General features: G+C 73.1%; 16 protein-coding genes. 7 read left to right on the forward strand and 9 right to left on the reverse strand.

The genetic code is table 11. The annotated features are described in order from the left end of the window. Position 1 precedes the first annotated feature (1 nt). Entirely contained in the window at positions 2 to 838 is an 837-nt protein-coding gene (locus tag DMP17_RS24540) for a hypothetical protein (protein WP_337830732.1), read from the reverse strand. Positions 839 to 1,264: 426 nt separating this feature from the next. Here DMP17_RS24540 and DMP17_RS24545 point away from each other — a divergent pair, with 426 nt between their 5' ends. The 5 genes from DMP17_RS24545 (at position 1,265) to DMP17_RS24565 (ending at position 4,198) form a co-directional block, all read left to right on the forward strand. Then, on the forward strand, positions 1,265 to 2,128 hold the full coding sequence (locus tag DMP17_RS24545; protein WP_337830733.1) for an A/G-specific adenine glycosylase: 864 nt from the start codon (positions 1,265 to 1,267) through the stop codon (positions 2,126 to 2,128). 12 nt (positions 2,129 to 2,140) lie between these two features. Further along, a complete protein-coding gene (locus tag DMP17_RS24550) occupies positions 2,141 to 2,665 on the forward strand; it encodes a 2'-5' RNA ligase family protein (protein WP_226354136.1) in 525 nt (174 codons plus the stop codon). Between the two features lie 9 nt (positions 2,666 to 2,674). Then, entirely contained in the window at positions 2,675 to 3,028 is a 354-nt protein-coding gene (locus tag DMP17_RS24555; RefSeq protein WP_337830734.1) for an MmcQ/YjbR family DNA-binding protein, read from the forward strand. A gap of 10 nt (positions 3,029 to 3,038) precedes the next feature. Continuing rightward, positions 3,039 to 3,356 carry an antibiotic biosynthesis monooxygenase family protein gene (locus DMP17_RS24560; protein ID WP_226354138.1) on the forward strand — a complete coding sequence of 106 codons (318 nt, stop codon included), beginning with the start codon at positions 3,039 to 3,041 and terminating at the stop codon, positions 3,354 to 3,356. Between the two features lie 101 nt (positions 3,357 to 3,457). Continuing rightward, positions 3,458 to 4,198 carry an SIR2 family NAD-dependent protein deacylase gene (locus tag DMP17_RS24565; protein ID WP_226354139.1) on the forward strand — a complete coding sequence of 247 codons (741 nt, stop codon included), beginning with the start codon at positions 3,458 to 3,460 and terminating at the stop codon, positions 4,196 to 4,198. A 44-nt stretch (positions 4,199 to 4,242) separates the two neighbouring features. Here DMP17_RS24565 and DMP17_RS24570 read toward each other — a convergent pair whose 3' ends face one another. The 3 genes from DMP17_RS24570 to exaC all read right to left on the reverse strand — a co-directional run bounded on the left by DMP17_RS24570 (position 4,243) and on the right by exaC (position 6,817). Continuing rightward, positions 4,243 to 4,827, reverse strand: a complete 585-nt coding sequence (locus tag DMP17_RS24570) for a cysteine hydrolase family protein (protein ID WP_226367857.1) — start codon at positions 4,825 to 4,827, stop codon at positions 4,243 to 4,245. Positions 4,828 to 4,892: 65 nt separating this feature from the next. Continuing rightward, a complete protein-coding gene (locus tag DMP17_RS24575; protein ID WP_226354141.1) occupies positions 4,893 to 5,294 on the reverse strand; it encodes a DUF779 domain-containing protein in 402 nt (133 codons plus the stop codon). After that, positions 5,294 to 6,817, reverse strand: a complete 1,524-nt coding sequence (exaC, locus tag DMP17_RS24580; protein ID WP_062398441.1) for an acetaldehyde dehydrogenase ExaC — start codon at positions 6,815 to 6,817, stop codon at positions 5,294 to 5,296. Before exaC ends, DMP17_RS24575 begins: the two co-directional genes overlap by 1 nt. 191 nt (positions 6,818 to 7,008) lie before the next feature. Here exaC and DMP17_RS24585 point away from each other — a divergent pair, with 191 nt between their 5' ends. Next, the gene (locus DMP17_RS24585) at positions 7,009 to 8,484 is read left to right on the forward strand and encodes a helix-turn-helix domain-containing protein (RefSeq protein ID WP_226354142.1); all 1,476 of its coding nucleotides are present in this window, start codon (positions 7,009 to 7,011) and stop codon (positions 8,482 to 8,484) included. 4 nt (positions 8,485 to 8,488) lie between these two features. Here the strand turns inward: DMP17_RS24585 and DMP17_RS24590 are convergent, their stop codons facing one another. Then, the gene (locus DMP17_RS24590) at positions 8,489 to 9,523 is read right to left on the reverse strand and encodes a YihY/virulence factor BrkB family protein (RefSeq protein WP_337830735.1); all 1,035 of its coding nucleotides are present in this window, start codon (positions 9,521 to 9,523) and stop codon (positions 8,489 to 8,491) included. 29 nt (positions 9,524 to 9,552) lie between these two features. Here DMP17_RS24590 and DMP17_RS24595 point away from each other — a divergent pair, with 29 nt between their 5' ends. Continuing rightward, positions 9,553 to 10,239, forward strand: a complete 687-nt coding sequence (locus tag DMP17_RS24595; RefSeq protein WP_226354144.1) for a nucleoside/nucleotide kinase family protein — start codon at positions 9,553 to 9,555, stop codon at positions 10,237 to 10,239. A gap of 71 nt (positions 10,240 to 10,310) precedes the next feature. Here DMP17_RS24595 and DMP17_RS24600 read toward each other — a convergent pair whose 3' ends face one another. From DMP17_RS24600 to lysS, 4 genes are all read right to left on the reverse strand, one after another. Further along, the gene (locus tag DMP17_RS24600; RefSeq protein WP_226354145.1) at positions 10,311 to 12,854 is read right to left on the reverse strand and encodes an ATP-dependent Clp protease ATP-binding subunit; all 2,544 of its coding nucleotides are present in this window, start codon (positions 12,852 to 12,854) and stop codon (positions 10,311 to 10,313) included. Positions 12,855 to 13,084: 230 nt separating this feature from the next. Further along, complete coding sequence (locus DMP17_RS24605) at positions 13,085 to 13,912, reverse strand: siderophore-interacting protein (protein ID WP_226354146.1); 828 nt, start codon at positions 13,910 to 13,912, stop codon at positions 13,085 to 13,087. 79 nt (positions 13,913 to 13,991) lie between these two features. Then, positions 13,992 to 14,339 (reverse strand): histone-like nucleoid-structuring protein Lsr2, encoded by a 348-nt coding sequence (locus tag DMP17_RS24610; RefSeq protein ID WP_073576759.1) that lies wholly within the window; start codon positions 14,337 to 14,339, stop codon positions 13,992 to 13,994. Positions 14,340 to 14,615: 276 nt separating this feature from the next. Then, positions 14,616 to 16,073: a lysine--tRNA ligase gene (gene lysS / locus DMP17_RS24615; protein ID WP_226356594.1), complete on the reverse strand. Its 1,458-nt coding sequence runs from the start codon at positions 16,071 to 16,073 to the stop codon at positions 14,616 to 14,618. Between the last annotated feature and the right edge of the window lie 24 nt (positions 16,074 to 16,097).

The raw sequence follows: 16,097 nt of genomic DNA on the forward strand, positions 1-16,097 counted from the left end.
GTCAGCTCATGAGCAGCGGGGCGGGCTCGCTCACGACCCGGTCGAGCCGGGCCAGCACCCGATAGCCGCCCGGGCCCACCCGGGTGCGCTCGCCCGCGCAGCCGGACTCCGAGGCGAGCCCGGTCCAGGTCACGGCGAATGCCACCGGCTGGCCGGGCACCAGGGTGCGCAGGTCGTCCGACGACGGGTTGGAGCAGTCGTTGGACGACCAGAGCTTGGTAGCCCCGTCGCCGCTCCAGACGGCGATCTCCTGCTGGGCGCCGTCGAGGTCGCGCACGCAGGGCTGGCCGGAGACGTTGGTGACGACCAGCCGCAGCTCGGGCCGCGCGCCGGAGGGGTAGGTCGGTTGCCCGGTCTCGGCGCGCACCTCGATCATCGCGTCGGTACAGGGCACCGGACCGGTCGGCGGGGAGGGTGCGGCCTGCGGCACCTGCACGGACGGGCGTGGTGTGTCGTCGGGGCGGACCGTCTCGTCCGCCGGGCCCGCGTTCGGGGTCGCGGGCCCGGCGGACGTCCCCGCCGCGGCGGCCGGAGGGGATCCGGGCGCGGCGGGGTCGGGGAGCGGCACGGACGCGGGTGCCCCCGTCCCCGGGGCTGGGGATGCCGGGGACGGGGACCCCGGGGGCGGCGCGGGTGCGGCCGTCCCTGTGTCCGGTGTGGTCTGCGACGACTGGGGGGTCGTCCGTGCGGCCGTCCCGGCGGGCTCGTCGGAGCCCCGCGGGATCAGCAGCCAGGTGGTGAGCCACAGCAGCGCGAAGAGCGCGAGCAGCGCGACGCCGACCGCGCATGCGCGCCGGCGCCAGTAGACCGACGCCGGCAGGGGACCCACCGGGTGCATGTCACCGACGGTAGATCTCCGGTTACACGAAGTCGCCGCCGCCGCGCCGGGACCGGACATGTCCGGCGAGGTCCACCCGGCGGGGCGACCCGCGCGTCCCGACCGGGTGAGCGCAGCGCCGGAACGACCGCGCGCGCACTCCCGGGACCGGCCCGGACGGGGGTCGGCGACCCGGATCGCCCGACCCCCGGGCGGGTGGCGGACCGACCCGGGGTGACCGGCGTCGTCCGGCGACAGGGTCCCGCCCGGCCCCCCGCGGACGGGAACCGCCCCGGTCGTGGCGCGCGCCCCGGTGGCGGGCGCGGTAGGGACCGTGATCCACACGCCGGCACCGGGACGGTCACCGGGCGACGCCGGCGGTGCCCGTTCCGTGATCACGGCGGGGTCGTCGCCGGGGGCCCGGCCGGGGCGCGCGACACTGGAGCGGTGGTGGCCGATCTGATCTTCCAGTGGTTCCGGGCGCACGCCCGCGACCTGCCGTGGCGGCGCCCGGAGACCACCCCGTGGGGCGTGCTGGTCAGCGAGTTCATGCTCCAGCAGACCCCGGTCGCCCGGGTCGAACCGGTCTGGCGGGACTGGATGGAGCGCTGGCCGGCGCCGTCGTCACTGGCCGCCGCGCCGCGCGCGGACGTGCTGCGGGCCTGGGGCAAGCTCGGCTACCCGCGCCGCGCGATCCGGCTGCACGACGCGGCAGCGGCGATCGCCGCCCAGCACGGCGACGCCGTCCCCTCCGACGTCGAGGCGCTCGAGGCCCTGCCCGGTGTCGGCTCCTACACCGCGCGGGCGGTGGCGGCGTTCGGCTTCGGGCTGCGCGCCGCCGTCGTCGACACCAACGTCCGCCGGGTCGTGGCCCGCGCGGTGCACGGTCAGGGCGACGCCGGACCGGCCCGCACCCGGGCCGACCTGGCCGACGTCGACGCACTGCTGCCCGACGACGACGCCGAGGCCGCCGTCGTCTCGGCCGGGCTGATGGAGCTGGGCGCGGTCGTCTGCACCGCCCGCTCGCCGCGGTGCGCGGACTGCCCGGTCGCGGCCCGCTGCGCCTGGGTGGCGGCCGGCAGACCCGCCTACGACGGTCCGCGCAAGCCGGTCCAGGGCTTCGCCGGCACCGACCGGCAGGTGCGCGGCAAGCTCATGGACGTGCTGCGCACCGCGCACGGGCCGGTCGAGCGGGCCGCGCTGGACGCCGTCTGGTCCGACGCGGGCCAGCGCGACCGGTGCCTGCACTCGCTGCTGGTCGACGGCCTGGCCGAGCAGACCGACGACGGCCGCTTCGCCCTCCCCGTCTGAGCGGGGGGACCGATGCCCAGCACCGTCCGCTTCCGGCTCGACGACGACGGCGCCGCCGCGCTCACCGCGCTGCGCGACCGGCTCGCCGCGGCCGGGATCCCGGTAGCCGCCGGGACGCCGCACGTGACCGTCGCCGCGGCGGGCACGGTCCCGCCGCCCGCAGTGCGGGAGCTGACCGCGGAGCTGCGCCTGGTCGCGCTGCCGGTGCTGTGGCTGGCCGGTCTCGGCTCGGTCGGGCCGGACGCGCCGGACGTGCTGGCGCTGACCGCCGTCACCGACCCCGAGGTGCTGGCCGTGCACACGGCGGTGCACGACGCGCTGGCCGGACGGGTGCGGGGCGCGCACGCCGCGCACCTGCCGGGCTCCTGGCTGCCGCACGTGGTGCTGGCGACCGGGCGGCCCGCCGAGGCGTTCGCGCTGCTGCACCCGGTCGAGCCGGTGCGGGCGCGGATCACCGCCGTCGAGCTGCACGACTCGCGCACCGGGGAGACGGCGGTCCTCGGAGCGCCGCCGGAGGACCGGCCCCGACGCCCCTAGGCTTGCCCCGTGGCGGACGAACAGGACGTGCGGCGGATCGCGCTCGCCCTCGACGGCGTCGTCGAGAACCCGAGTGAGGGGTTCGATTTCCGGGTGCGCGGCAAGGGCTTCGTGTGGTCCTGGCCGGAGCGGGTGCCCGGGAGACGACGGGTGATCAGGACCGACGTCGCGGTGCTGTACGTCGGCGACGAGGCGGAGAAGCAGGCCCTGCTGCTCGGCGAGCCCGACCTGTTCTTCACCGACGCCGGGCACGCGCCGTGGCCCCTGGTGCTCGTCCGCCTGGACGCGGTGGACGAGGCCCGGCTGGCCGAACTGGTCGGCGACGCCCGGCGCATGCGCATCGACGACGCCGGGCAGGGATAACGTGGCGGACATGGCCATTGTGAAGATCAACGCGATCGAGGTCCCGGAGAACGCGGGCCCCGAGCTGGAGAAGCGGTTCGCGAACCGCCTGCACGCCGTCGACGGGCAGCCCGGCTTCCTCGGTTTCGAGCTGCTGCGCCCGGTGTCCGGCGACGACCGGTACTTCGTCGTGACCCGCTGGGAGACCGAGGAGGACTTCCAGGCCTGGCGCGCGGGCCCGGCCGCCGAGGCGCACGCCGGTCAGCGCTCGCCGCAGCCGGTCGCCAAGGGCGCGTCGCTGCTGGAGTTCGAGGTCGTCGACCTGCAGCAGATCGCGGCGGGGTCCTGATCGACGCCCGCGAGGTCGCCGCGGCCTTCTCCGACGAGATCGCCGCGGCGGCCCGCCTGGTCCGCGACGCGGGCGCGCTGCTGATCACCGCCGGCGCCGGGATGGGCGTCGACTCCGGGCTGCCGGACTTCCGCGGCGGTGAGGGCTTCTGGCGGGCCTACCCGCCCTACGCGCGGCTCGGCCTGCGTTTCGAGGAGCTCGCCGACCCGGAGCACTTCGCCGACGACCCGGCGCTGGCCTGGGGTTTCTACGGCCACCGCCTGCACCTCTACCGGGACACGGTGCCGCACCCCGGGTTCGCGGTGCTGCGCCGCTGGGCCGGCCGGGTGCCCTCGAACGTCTTCACCTCGAACGTCGACGGCCAGTTCCAGCGGGCCGGCTTCGCCCCGGACGACGTCGCCGAGGTGCACGGCTCCATCCACCATCTCCAGTGCCTGCGGCTCTGCGGTCACGGCGTGTGGCCCGCCGACGGCGTCGAGGTGCACGTCGACGAGGACACCATGCGTGCCGTCGGCGAGCTGCCCCGCTGCCCGGGCTGCGGCGGCATCGCCCGTCCGGCGATCCTGATGTTCGGCGACGGCGGCTGGGACGACACGCACGCCGCGACGGCGCTGCAGCGGCACGTGGACTGGCTGGCGGCGCACCGGACCGGGGTGGTCGTCGTCGAGCTGGGGGCGGGCGGTGCCCTGCCCACGGTGCGGCGCCGCTCGGAGCTGGCCTCGGCCGCGACCGGCGCGCTGGTGCGGATCAACGTCCGCGAGCCGCAGGTGCGCCACGGCCGCGGGGTCGGCATCGCGGCCCCCGCGGCCGCGACCCTCGCCGCGATCGACGCCGCCCTCTGACCCGCCCGCCCCGCGCACCTGCGTGCCGCGGGGCGGGGCAGGGCTCAGGAGGGGACGGCCTTCTGGTCCGGGACGACGATCGCGGGCAGGTCGGCGAGGCCGGCCAGTGCCGCGTCGTGGACCTCGGCCGCCGCGACGGTGCCGTGCACGCCGGGCAGGGCCCGGGTGGCCGTGGCCGCCGCGACGACGGTCGGCACGTAGCCGCCGGAGAACGCGCTGCGCGCGGTGGAGTTCACGCACATGTGCGTCATGAACCCGGCGAGCACCAGGTCCTGGTAGCCCTCCAGCAGCTCCGCCAGCCCGGTGTGGACGAACGCGCTGGGGAAGTTCTTGGTCACCACGGCCTCGCCGTCGCGCGGGGCGACCGAGTCGTGGATGGCGCCGATCGGCGCGGTGACGTCGTACGGGCTGCCCTCGCCGGCGTCGTGCCGGATGTGGATGATCCGGGACCCGGCGGAGCGGGCGCGGTCGAGCAGCTCGGCCGCCTCCCCGAGGGCCGGCTCGACGTTCTCCAGCCGCATCACGCCCTCGGTGTAGGTGTTCTGCAGGTCGATCATGATGAGTGCGGAGCGGGACAGCGGGGCCGGTTCTGCCGGCAGGCCCATCAGCCCGCGCAGGGTGTGCGTCATCGGTGCTCCTCGGCCGGGGACGACCACGGCCCGGGACGGGTGTCCCGGGCCGTGGTGTGGAGTGGTCAGTCCTGCATCGCCCGGTACTCGTCGTCGGTGAACAGCCGCGAGCGGATCAGGAACCGGACGCCCTCCGGCGCCTCGACCGAGAACCCGCTGCCGCGTCCCTTGACGACGTCGACCGTGAGATGCGTGTGCTTCCAGTACTCGTACTGCGATGCCGACATCCAGAAGCCGATCGGCTTCCCGACACCGTCCACCTGTAGGTCTCCCAGGTGGACGTCCGAGTCGCCGGTCTTGAAGTCCCCGTCCGGGAAGCACATCGGGGCGCTGCCGTCGCAGCACCCACCGGACTGGTGGAACATCAGCGGACCGTGCAGGTCGGTGAGCCTGACCAGCAGATCGGCGGCGGCCGGCGTCAGCGTCACCCGCTCGGTCGGGGTGACGCCGACGTCCGGCTCACCCATCAGAAGAAGCCCAGCGCGTTCGGCGAGTAGCTCTGCAGGATGTTCTTGGTCTGCTGGTAGTGGTCCAGCATCATCTTGTGGTTCTCGCGCCCGATGCCGGACTGCTTGTAGCCACCGAAGGCCGCGTGCGCCGGGTAGGCGTGGTAGTTGTTCACCCACACCCGGCCGGCCTGGATCTCGCGGCCCGCGCGGTAGGCGGTGTTCGCGTCGCGGCTCCACACGCCGGCGCCGAGGCCGTAGAGCGTGTCGTTGGCGATCTTCATGGCGTCGTCGTAGTCGCTGAAGCGCGCGACCGACACGACCGGCCCGAAGATCTCCTCCTGGAAGATCCGCATCTGGTTGTTGCCCTCGAACACGGTCGGCTTGATGTAGTAGCCGCCCGCGAGGTCGCCGCCCAGCTCGGCCTTCTCGCCACCGGCGAGGACCTTGGCGCCCTCCTGCCGGCCGATGTCGATGTAGGAGAGGATCTTCTCGAACTGGTCGTTCGAGGCCTGCGCACCCATCATGACGTCGGTGTCGAGCGGGTTGCCCTGCTTGATCTGCTCGACGCGCTTGACGGCCTGCTCGATGAACTCGTCGTAGATGCCGCCCTGGATGAGGGCACGCGACGGGCAGGTGCAGACCTCGCCCTGGTTGAGGGCGAACATCGCGAAGCCCTCGAGCGCCTTGTCGTAGAAGGCGTCCTGCTGCGAGGCGACGTCGTCGAAGAAGATGTTGGGGCTCTTGCCACCCAGCTCCAGGGTGACCGGGATCAGGTTCTCCGAGGCGTACTGCATGATCAGCCGGCCGGTGGTGGTCTCACCGGTGAAGGCGATCTTGCGGATGCGCTTGTTCGACGCCAGCGGCTTGCCGGCCTCGACGCCGAAGCCGTTGACGACGTTCAGCACGCCCGGCGGGAGCAGGTCGGCGACCAGCTCGAGCAGCACGTGGATCGAGACCGGGGTCTGCTCGGCGGGCTTCAGGACGATCGCGTTGCCGGCGGCCAGCGCGGGGGCCAGCTTCCAGATCGCCATCAGGATCGGGAAGTTCCACGGGATGATCTGGCCGACGACGCCCAGCGGCTCGTGGAAGTGGTAGGCGATGGTGTCGGCGTCGATCTCCGACGAGGTGCCTTCCTGCGCCCGGATCGCACCGGCGAAGTAGCGCAGGTGGTCGACGGCCAGCGGGATGTCGGCGGCCAGGGTCTCGCGGCAGGCCTTGCCGTTGTCCCAGGACTCGGCGATGGCGATCAGCTCGAGGTTGGCCTCGACCCGGTCGGCGATCTTGTTCAGGATGTTCGCGCGCTCGCCGGCGGAGGTCTTCCCCCAGGCCGGGGCGGCGGCGTGCGCGGCGTCGAGCGCCTTCTCCACGTCCTCCGCGGTGCCCCGGGCGACCTCGGTGAAGTTCTCACCGGTGATCGGGGTCGGGTTCTCGAAGTACTGGCCCTTCACCGGAGCGACGTACTCGCCGCCGATGAAGTGCTCGTAGCGCGGCTTGAAGGAGACGACGCTGCCCGGCTGACCGGGGTTGGCGTAGACGGCCATGAATGGTCCTTCCCTGAGGTGCTTCGTCGAACCGAGGGCGCGGTGCGGAACGCACGTTGCGCGTGACCGCCGACACTAGGAAGGTGGGGGTTGCACGGAAGTTGCACGCAGATGCGGAACCTGACCCTCCGGTGAGTACCGATGACGCGGATTCGATTCAGGTAAGGCAAAGCTGACCGTAAGGTGAGGACGTGGCAGCGCAGCACGCGGATCGCCGGGTGTACGAGCGGGCGCGCGACGCCGTGCTCGGCGGCTCCCCCGGTGCGCGCGGCGCCGGGGTCCGGCCCGAGGTCCGCGCCTCCTGGGCCCGCTCGCTGGCCGCGGCGGTCGACCCGGAACGCTCCCGCCCTCCGCACGACTACGACCGCGCCGAGCTCACCGACCGGCGGGCGGCGCACCCCCTCGCGTCCGTGCTGCCAGTGCTGCGCGACACGCTCACCGACGCCGCCGAGCAGGCCCGGCACATGATGATCGTGACCGACGAGCAGGGGCGGATCCTGTGGCGTGAGGGCGCCCGCGCGGTGCTGACCCGGGCCGAGCGGGTCGACCTCGTGGAGGGCACCCGGTGGAGCGAGGACGCCGTCGGGACCAACGCGATGGGCACCGCGCTGGCCGGCGCCGCCCCGGTCCGCATCCACTCCGCCGAGCACCTGGTCAGCGCCTACCACCCGTGGACCTGCGCAGCCGCCCCGGTGCGCGACCCGGCGACCGGACGGGTGGTGGGCACCGTCGACGTCACCGGGCCGGAGGAGAGCTTCCACCCGACGACGCTGGCGCTGGTCACCGCGGCCGCGCGGCTGGCCGAGCACCGGCTGCTGGCCATCGCCGAGGCCCACGACCGGCGGCTGCGCGAGGAGTACTGGCCGCACCTGACCCGGCTCGGCGGCACCCCGGGCGCGCTGCTGTCCGCGCACGGGCGGGTGCTGGCCGCGTCGCCGGGCAGCGAGTTCCCGGAGCGGATCGCCCTGCCCGACGGCGGGGACCGGGTCGTCGTCGACGGCGTCGCGGTCGGCGGGGTGCCGCTGGGCGGCGGGCCCGTCGCGGGGGTGCTGGAGCCGCTCGGCGAGGGCTGGCTGCTGCGGCTGCCCGCGGGCGGACCCGTCCGGACGGCCCTGACGCTGCCGCTGCTCGGGGCGCGCACCCCCGTCGTCGCCCGCCGGGACGGGCGCCCGGTGCGCCTGGGCCTGCGGCACGCCGAGGTCCTCGCGCTGCTGGCGCTGCACCCGGAGGGACTGACCGCCGACCAGCTCGCCGCCGCCCTCTACGGCGACGGCGGCCGCGCCATCACCGTGCGCGCCGAGGTGCACCGGCTGCGCCGCGCCGTCGGCGAGGACACCGTGCGCACCCAGCCCTACCGGCTCGTCGCCGAGGTCGACGCCGACTTCCTGCGGCTGCGCGCGGCGCTGCGGGAGGGCCGGATCCGCGACGCCGCGGCCGAGGCCGCCCGCGGGCCGCTGCTGCCGACCTCGGACGCACCGGAGATCCGCCGGGCCCGCGAGCAGCTCGCCGTCGCCGTCCGGTCGGCGCTGCTGCGGGCCGACGACCCGGACGCGCTGTGGACCCTCGTCCGGGCCGGCCGGGGCGACGGCACCGACGACGAGGAGCTGCGCCACCGGCTGCGGGCGCTGCTGCCGTCGTCGGACCCGCGGCGCGACGAGCTCGGCTGAGCGCTCAGTCCGGGTCGGTGTGGTCGGGGATGCCGTCGTCGTCGGAGTCGGGCAGCCGCGGGTCCTCCTCACCGGCGCGCACCGCCTCCAGCTGCGCGGACAGCGCCACCCCGGCCAGCAACGCGATCCCGGTGATGTTCGCCCAGATCAGCAGGGCCATCACCGCCGTCAGCGGGCCGTAGGTCTCACCGAAGGTGTCCGCGACGGCGACGTAGAGGCCCAGCAGCCCGGACGCGACCAGCCACAGCAGCACCGTGACCGCGGCCCCGGCCCCCAGCCAGGACAGTCCCGGCTGGCGGCGGCGCGGCGCGAACCGCAGCAGCACCGTCACCGCGACGACGAGCAGCGCCAGCCCGACCGGCCAGCGCACGACGTCCCACACCGTCTCGGCGACCGCACCCCACCGGTACACCTCGCGCACCGCGTCCCCGAACGGCTCCCCCGCCACGATCAGCAGCAGCCCGGCCGCCATCGCGACGCCCGCGGTGGCGGTGAGCGCCGCGGCACGCGCGTACTTGGCGAGCGCGGGCCGGTCCCGCTCGGTGCCGTAGATCCGGTTCGCGCCCCGCTCCAGCTGCGCGAACGCCGAGGTCGCCGCGGCGAACGCGGTGAGCAGGCCGAGTGCGAGGACCAGCTCGCCGCGCTCGCCGGTGGGGGTGTCGTCGCGCTCGGCGGGCTCACCGGGGTCGTCCGGGTCGGCTTCCCCCGCCCCGGCACCGCGGACGGCGTCGGCGACCAGCTCGTCGCTGGTCCCGGGGGACAGCGCCAGCACCGTGCGGGCGACGACCTCCGAGGCCCCCTCGGCGCCCGCCGCGGCGGACAGCCCGACCCCGGCGATGATCAGCGGGACGGCGGCGAGCGCCAGCTGCAGGCCGAACGCGCGGGCGTGGGAGAAGCCGTCGCCGTAGCGGAAGCGCAGGAAGCCCGCGGACAGCAGGTGCCCGAGGCCGTAGCGGCGCAGCGTGTGGGCGGCGTCGTCGGCGGAGAGCTCCTCGCCGGTCATCAGCCGGGTCTCGGGGACCGGGCGCACCGAGCTCATGCGCAGAACCTAGCCGCAGGCGGGCGAGAATGACGCTCGTGGACACCCCGGCCCGGACCGACCGCTTCGACGAGCTGGTGGAGCGCGCGCGGGCGCTCGCCGCCGGACGACGACGGGCGGTGCTCGGCATCGCGGGCGCCCCCGGGGCCGGGAAGACGACCGTCGCGCTGGCCCTGGTCCGGGCGCTCGCCGCCACGCCCCCGGACGGGCACGGCCCCGGCTGGGTCACCCACGTCCCGATGGACGGCTTCCACCTCGCCGACGTCGAGCTGGACCGGCTGGGCCGCCGTCACCGCAAGGGCGCCCCGGACACCTTCGACGCCGACGGCTACGCCGCGCTGCTCGCCCGGCTGCGACTCACCCCCGACGACGGCGCGGGCCCGGTGTACGCCCCGGCGTTCGACCGCGAGATCGAGCAACCCGTCGCCGGGTCGGTCCCGGTGCACCCGGAGTGCCGGCTCGTGGTCAGCGAGGGCAACTACCTGCTCCTCGACACCCCCGGCTGGCGGGCGGTGCGGGCCGGGTTCGACGCCGTCTGGTTCCACGAGACCGACGAGGCGCTCCGGCTGGAACGCCTGGTCGCGCGGCACGTGCACTTCGGCAAGACACCGGAGGCCGCCCGGGCCTGGGTGGAACGGACCGACGAGCCGAACGCCCGGCTCGTCGAGGCGTCGCGGGACCGGGCCGACCTGGTCGTCGCGCTGCCCTCGGCGTAGGACCCGCACACGACGGCGGGCCGCCCCGGGAGTTCCCGGGACGGCCCGCCGTCGTCATGCGTGGGTCTGTCTCACTCCTCGCCGGCCAGCGCGGTGGGCGGGGAGTCCGGCACCGGCTCGGACGGCTTGCGCTCACCACGGAAGGTGAACTTGGCCTTGTCCGACCAGGCGTTGGAGCCCTCCTCCGCGGAGGTGTCGAGGCCCTCGACGTCGACGATGACGATCTGCCCGGCCTCGATCTCGCCGAACAGGATCTTCTCCGACAGCTGGTCCTCGATCTCCCGCTGGATCGTCCGGCGCAGCGGCCGGGCGCCCAGGACCGGGTCGAACCCGCGGTGGGCCAGCAGCTTCTTGGCGGAGTCGGTGAGCTCGATGCCCATGTCCTTGTTCGCCAGCTGCTTCTCCACCCGCCCGATCATCAGGTCGACCATCTGGATGATCTGTTCCTGGTTGAGCTGGTGGAAGACGATGATGTCGTCGATGCGGTTGAGGAACTCCGGCCTGAAGTGCTTCTTCAGCTCGTCGTTGACCTTCGTCTTCATCCGCTCGTAGTTCGACTTCTCGTCGCCGCCGGAGGAGAAGCCCAGCCCCACGGCCTTCGAGATGTCCTGGGTGCCCAGGTTCGAGGTGAAGATCAGCACGGTGTTCTTGAAGTCGACCGTGCGGCCCTGACCGTCGGTGAGACGGCCGTCCTCGAGCACCTGCAGGAGCGTGTTGTAGATCTCCTGGTGCGCCTTCTCGATCTCGTCGAACAGCACCACCGAGAACGGCTTGCGCCGCACCTTCTCGGTGAGCTGGCCGCCCTCCTCGTAGCCGACGTACCCGGGAGGGGCACCGAACAGCCGCGAGGCGGTGTAGCGGTCGTGGAACTCACCCATGTCGATCTGGATGAGGGCGTCGTCCTCGCCGAACAGGAAGTTCGCGAGCGCCTTGGACAGCTCGGTCTTACCGACACCGGACGGGCCGGCGAAGATGAACGAGCCGGACGGGCGCTTCGGGTCCTTCAGACCGGCGCGGGTACGACGGATCGCCTGCGAGACGGAGCGGACGGCGTCCTCCTGGCCGATGATCCGCTTGTGGACCTCGTCCTCCATCTTGAGCAGACGGGTCGTCTCCTCCTCGGTCAGCTTGAACACCGGGATGCCGGTCCAGTTCCCCAGCACCTCGGCGATCTGCTCGCCGTCGACCTCCGCGACGACGTCGAGGTCGCCCGACTTCCACTGCTTCTCGCGCTCGGCCTTCTCGCCGAGCAGGGTCTTCTCCTGGTCGCGCAGGTGCGCGGCCCGCTCGAAGTCCTGCGCGTCGATCGCCGACTCCTTGTCCCGGCGGACGTTCGCGATCTTCTCGTCGAACTCCCGCAGGTCCGGCGGAGCCGTCATCCGGCGGATGCGCATCCGGGCGCCGGCCTCGTCGATCAGGTCGATCGCCTTGTCCGGCAGGAAGCGGTCGTTGATGTAGCGGTCGGCCAGCGTCGCGGCCGAGGCCAGTGCGTCGTCGGTGATCGTGACGCGGTGGTGCGCCTCGTACCGGTCACGCAGACCACGCAGGATCTCGATCGTGTGCTCGACCGACGGCTCGGACACCTGGATCGGCTGGAAGCGGCGCTCCAGCGCGGGGTCCTTCTCGACGTACTTGCGGTACTCGTCGAGCGTCGTCGCACCGATGGTCTGCAGCTCGCCGCGGGCCAGCATCGGCTTGAGGATCGAGGCGGCGTCGATCGCGCCCTCGGCGGCACCCGCACCCACCAGGGTGTGGATCTCGTCGATGAACAGGATGATGTCGCCGCGGGTGCGGATCTCCTTGAGCACCTTCTTGAGGCGCTCCTCGAAGTCACCGCGGTAGCGGGAACCGGCGACCAGCGAGCCCAGGTCGAGGGTGTAGAGCTGCTTGTCCTTCAGCGTCTCCGGGACCTCGCCCTTGACGATCGCCTGGCCGAGGCCCTCGACGGCGGCGGTCTTGCCGACGCCGGCCTCACCGATCAGCACCGGGTTGTTCTTGGTCCTCCGCGAGAGGACCTGCATGATCCGCTCGATCTCCTTCTCCCGGCCGATGACCGGGTCCAGCTTGCCCTCACGGGCTTGCTGGGTGAGGTTGCGACCGAACTGGTCCAGCACCAGCGACGAGGACGGGGTGCCCTCGCCACGGCCACCGGTGCCGCTCTCCTGCGGCTCCTTGCCCTGGTAGCCGGACAGCAGCTGGAGCACCTGCTGACGGACACGGTTGAGGTCGGCGCCCAGCTTGACCAGCACCTGGGCCGCGACGCCCTCGCCCTCGCGGATGAGCCCGAGCAGGATGTGCTCGGTCCCGATGTAGTTGTGGCCGAGCTGCAGCGCCTCGCGCAGCGACAGCTCCAGCACCTTCTTCGCCCGGGGGGTGAAGGGGATGTGCCCGGACGGGGCCTGCTGCCCCTGGCCGATGATCTCCTCGACCTGCTGTCGCACGCCCTCCAGAGCGATACCGAGGGACTCGAGCGCCTTCGCGGCGACGCCCTCTCCCTCGTGGATCAGGCCAAGGAGGATGTGCTCGGTCCCGATGTAGTTGTGGTTGAGCATCCGGGCCTCTTCCTGGGCCAGGACGACAACACGTCGCGCTCGGTCGGTGAACCTCTCGAACAATTCGCACTCCTTGCCTGCTGCGCCTCACTGACGGCGCGACCAGCATCTCCGTACGGTCCGGGCTCGCCCGAACCGACACTGCGCCCTCGCGTGACACCGCGCCAGGCCACCCTCACGGGAGACCTCATACCACTGTATCGGTCGAAGGGGCCCCGGCGCCTCCACCTGACGTGCACCGGGGTACGTGCCCGCAGTAACACGGGTGACACCTGCCGTGTTCCCGGCAGACGTCAGCCGGTCGTGGCGGCGGCCTCCTCGCGTTCCCGCTCGGCCGCCTTGAACTGCCGGAACCCCTCCTCGTCACGCCCGCGGCGCCAGTACCCGGAGATCGACAGGTCGTCCTTGGCGACGCCGCGCTCGCGGGTGAGGTGCCTGCGGAGTTCGCGCACGGCGATCGCCTCACCGTGCACGAAGGCGTGCACGCGCCCGGGGAGGAACTCCAGATCCGCGACGACGGCGGCCAGCTGCTCCGAGTCCGGGTCGCCCCCGGCGTCGGTGCGGTACAGCCACCGCACGTCCACCCCGGGGCCCGCGGGCACGTCGATCTCGTCGCCGGGACCGTCCACCTGCAGGACGGCGACGGCCGGCCGCCCGGCCGGGATCCGCTCGAGCGCGGCGCAGATCGCGGGCAGCGCGGCCTCGTCGCCGACGAGCAGGTGCCAGTCGGCGTCCGGGTCGGGGGCGTAGGCGCCGCCCGGGCCGAGCATCCGCAGCCGGTCGCCCGGGCGGGCGGCGGCCGCCCACGGGCCGGCGAGGCCGGTGTCGCCGTGGTGGACGAAGTCGATGACGAGCTCGCCCGCGGCGTGGTCGAGCGAGCGGACGGTGTAGGTCCGCTGGGCGGGCCACCGGTCGCGCGGCAGCTCGGCGTGCACCCGGTCCATGTCCAGCGGCTCGGGGTACTCGACGCCGGGGAGCGGGAAGAGGATCTTGACGTAGCGGTCGGTGTGCTCCGTGACGGGGAACGCCGCCAGGCCGTCGCCACCGGCGACGACGCGCACCATGTGCGGGCTCAGGCGTTCGGTGCGGAGCACCCGGAGATCGGTGACGGGGCGGGCCATCAGGCTGCCTCCCAACGACGAGAGGGGAAGGGGCCGTCGCGACGGTACCCCTCCCCCGCACCGCTGGGTAAGGCAGACCTTAGTTCTCCTGGTGGTAGGCCTCGAGCACCTCGGCCGGGATGCGGCCGCGGTCCGAGACCTTCATCCCGCGGTTGCGGGCCCACTCGCGGATCGCCTGGTTCTGCTCGCGGTCGACCGACGGGCGGCGGGCCGCCCCGCCAGACGAACCGCTGCTGCGCCGGCGGGCCGCGCCACCGGCGCGACGGGCGGCCGCGACGTAGTCGGCGAGCACGTCGCGCAGCTTCTTCGCATTCCCGTCGGACAGGTCGATCTCGTAGTTGCGTCCGTCGAGACCGAACTCGATCGTCTCGTCAGCCGCGTCGCCGGTCAGATCGTCGACGAGCCGGACTTCCTTGATCTGCGCCATCTCCGCAGCCTCCCTGAATGGCCGAACACGTTCATGATGAGGGACCGGGGCGGACGTCGGCGACTGCGCGATGCAATAGCAGGACGCAATATGAGGCCACCGGGTACCGGTTCCGACTCGAATCAGAGAGTATCCGAGAAATGTTCGTGGCGTCGACCTGGGTACGAAGAATACGGCGAAACGAGTTCGACACCACTCGTACGGGTCCGACAAACACGACGTCCCCGGTCGCTCTTCGCGGCCGGGGACGTCGTCGGATGTGCGTTCGGAACCGGTTCAGGACTCGCCGCGGACCAGCGGGAACAGGATCGTCTCGCGGATTCCGAGGCCGGTCAGCGTCATCAGGAGACGGTCGATACCCATTCCCATCCCACCGGTGGGCGGCATGCCGTACTCCATGGCGCGCAGGAAGTCCTCGTCGAGCTGCATGGCCTCCGGGTCGCCCGCCGCGGCCTTGAGCGACTGGGCGTGCAGGCGTTCCCGCTGCTCGACCGGGTCCACCAGCTCGGAGTAGGCCGTGGCCAGCTCCACGCCGAAGACGATGAGGTCCCAGGACTCCGACAGCCGCGGGTCGTCGCGGTGCGCGCGGGTCAGCGGCCGCACCTCGACCGGGAAGTCGCGCACGAAGGTCGGCTCGTGCAGGGTGTGCTCGACCAGCTTCTCGAACAACTCGAGCACGATCTGTGCGGCCGTCGGATAATCGGTGATGTCGACGTCGTGGGTGTGCGCGATCCGCTGCAGTTCCGACAGTTCCGTGTCCGGCGTCACGTCCTGCCCGACGGCCTCGGACACCGATCCGTAGATGGTCACCGATCGCCACTCGCCACCGAGATCGTGCTCGGTGCCGTCGTGGTGGCGCACCGTGGTGGAACCGAACAGCGCCTGCGCCGAGGACTGGATCAGCTCCCGGGTCAGGACCGCCATGTCGTCGTAGGTCGCGTAGGCCTGGTAGGCCTCCAGCATCGCGAACTCCGGGGAATGCGTGGAGTCGATGCCCTCGTTCCGGAACACCCGGTTCAGCTCGAAGACGCGCTCGATACCACCGACCACGCAACGCTTCAGGAACAGCTCCGGTGCGATCCGCAGATACAGATCGGAGTCGAGTGCGTTCGCGTGCGTCACGAACGGACGCGCGGTGGCACCGCCGTGCAGGTTCTGCAGCATCGGCGTCTCGACCTCGATGAAGTCGCGGCCGGTGAGCGACTCGCGGACGGTCCGCAGCACGGTGGACCGCGCGCGCACGGTCTCGCGGGCCTGCGGGCGCAGGATGAGGTCGACGTAGCGCTGCCGGACCCGGTTCTCCTCGGAGAGCTCCTTGTGCGCGGTCGGCAGCGGCCGGACCGACTTCGCGGCGACCGTCCACTCGTCGACCATCACCGAGAGCTCGCCCCGTCGCGAGGTGATGACCTCACCGCGCACCGCGACGAAGTCACCCATGTCGACGACGGCCTTCCAGCCGGCCAGCGCCTCGGCCCCGACCCGGTCGAGCGAGAGCATGGCCTGCAGCTCGGTGCCGTCGCCCTCGCGCAGCGTCGCGAAGCACAGCTTGCCGGTGTTCCGCACGAAGATCACCCGGCCGGCGACGGCGACGGTCTCGCCCGTCGCGGTGTCCGCGGGCAGGTCCGGGTGGGCGTCGCGGACCTGGCGCAGCGAGTGCGTGCGGGGGACCTCGACGGGGTACGGGTCGGTGCCCGCGGCGATCAGCTCCGCGCGCTTGGCCCGGCGGACCCGCATCTGCTCGGGGAGGTCGGCCTCGGT

This window comes from Pseudonocardia sp. TMWB2A (genome assembly GCF_017312135.1).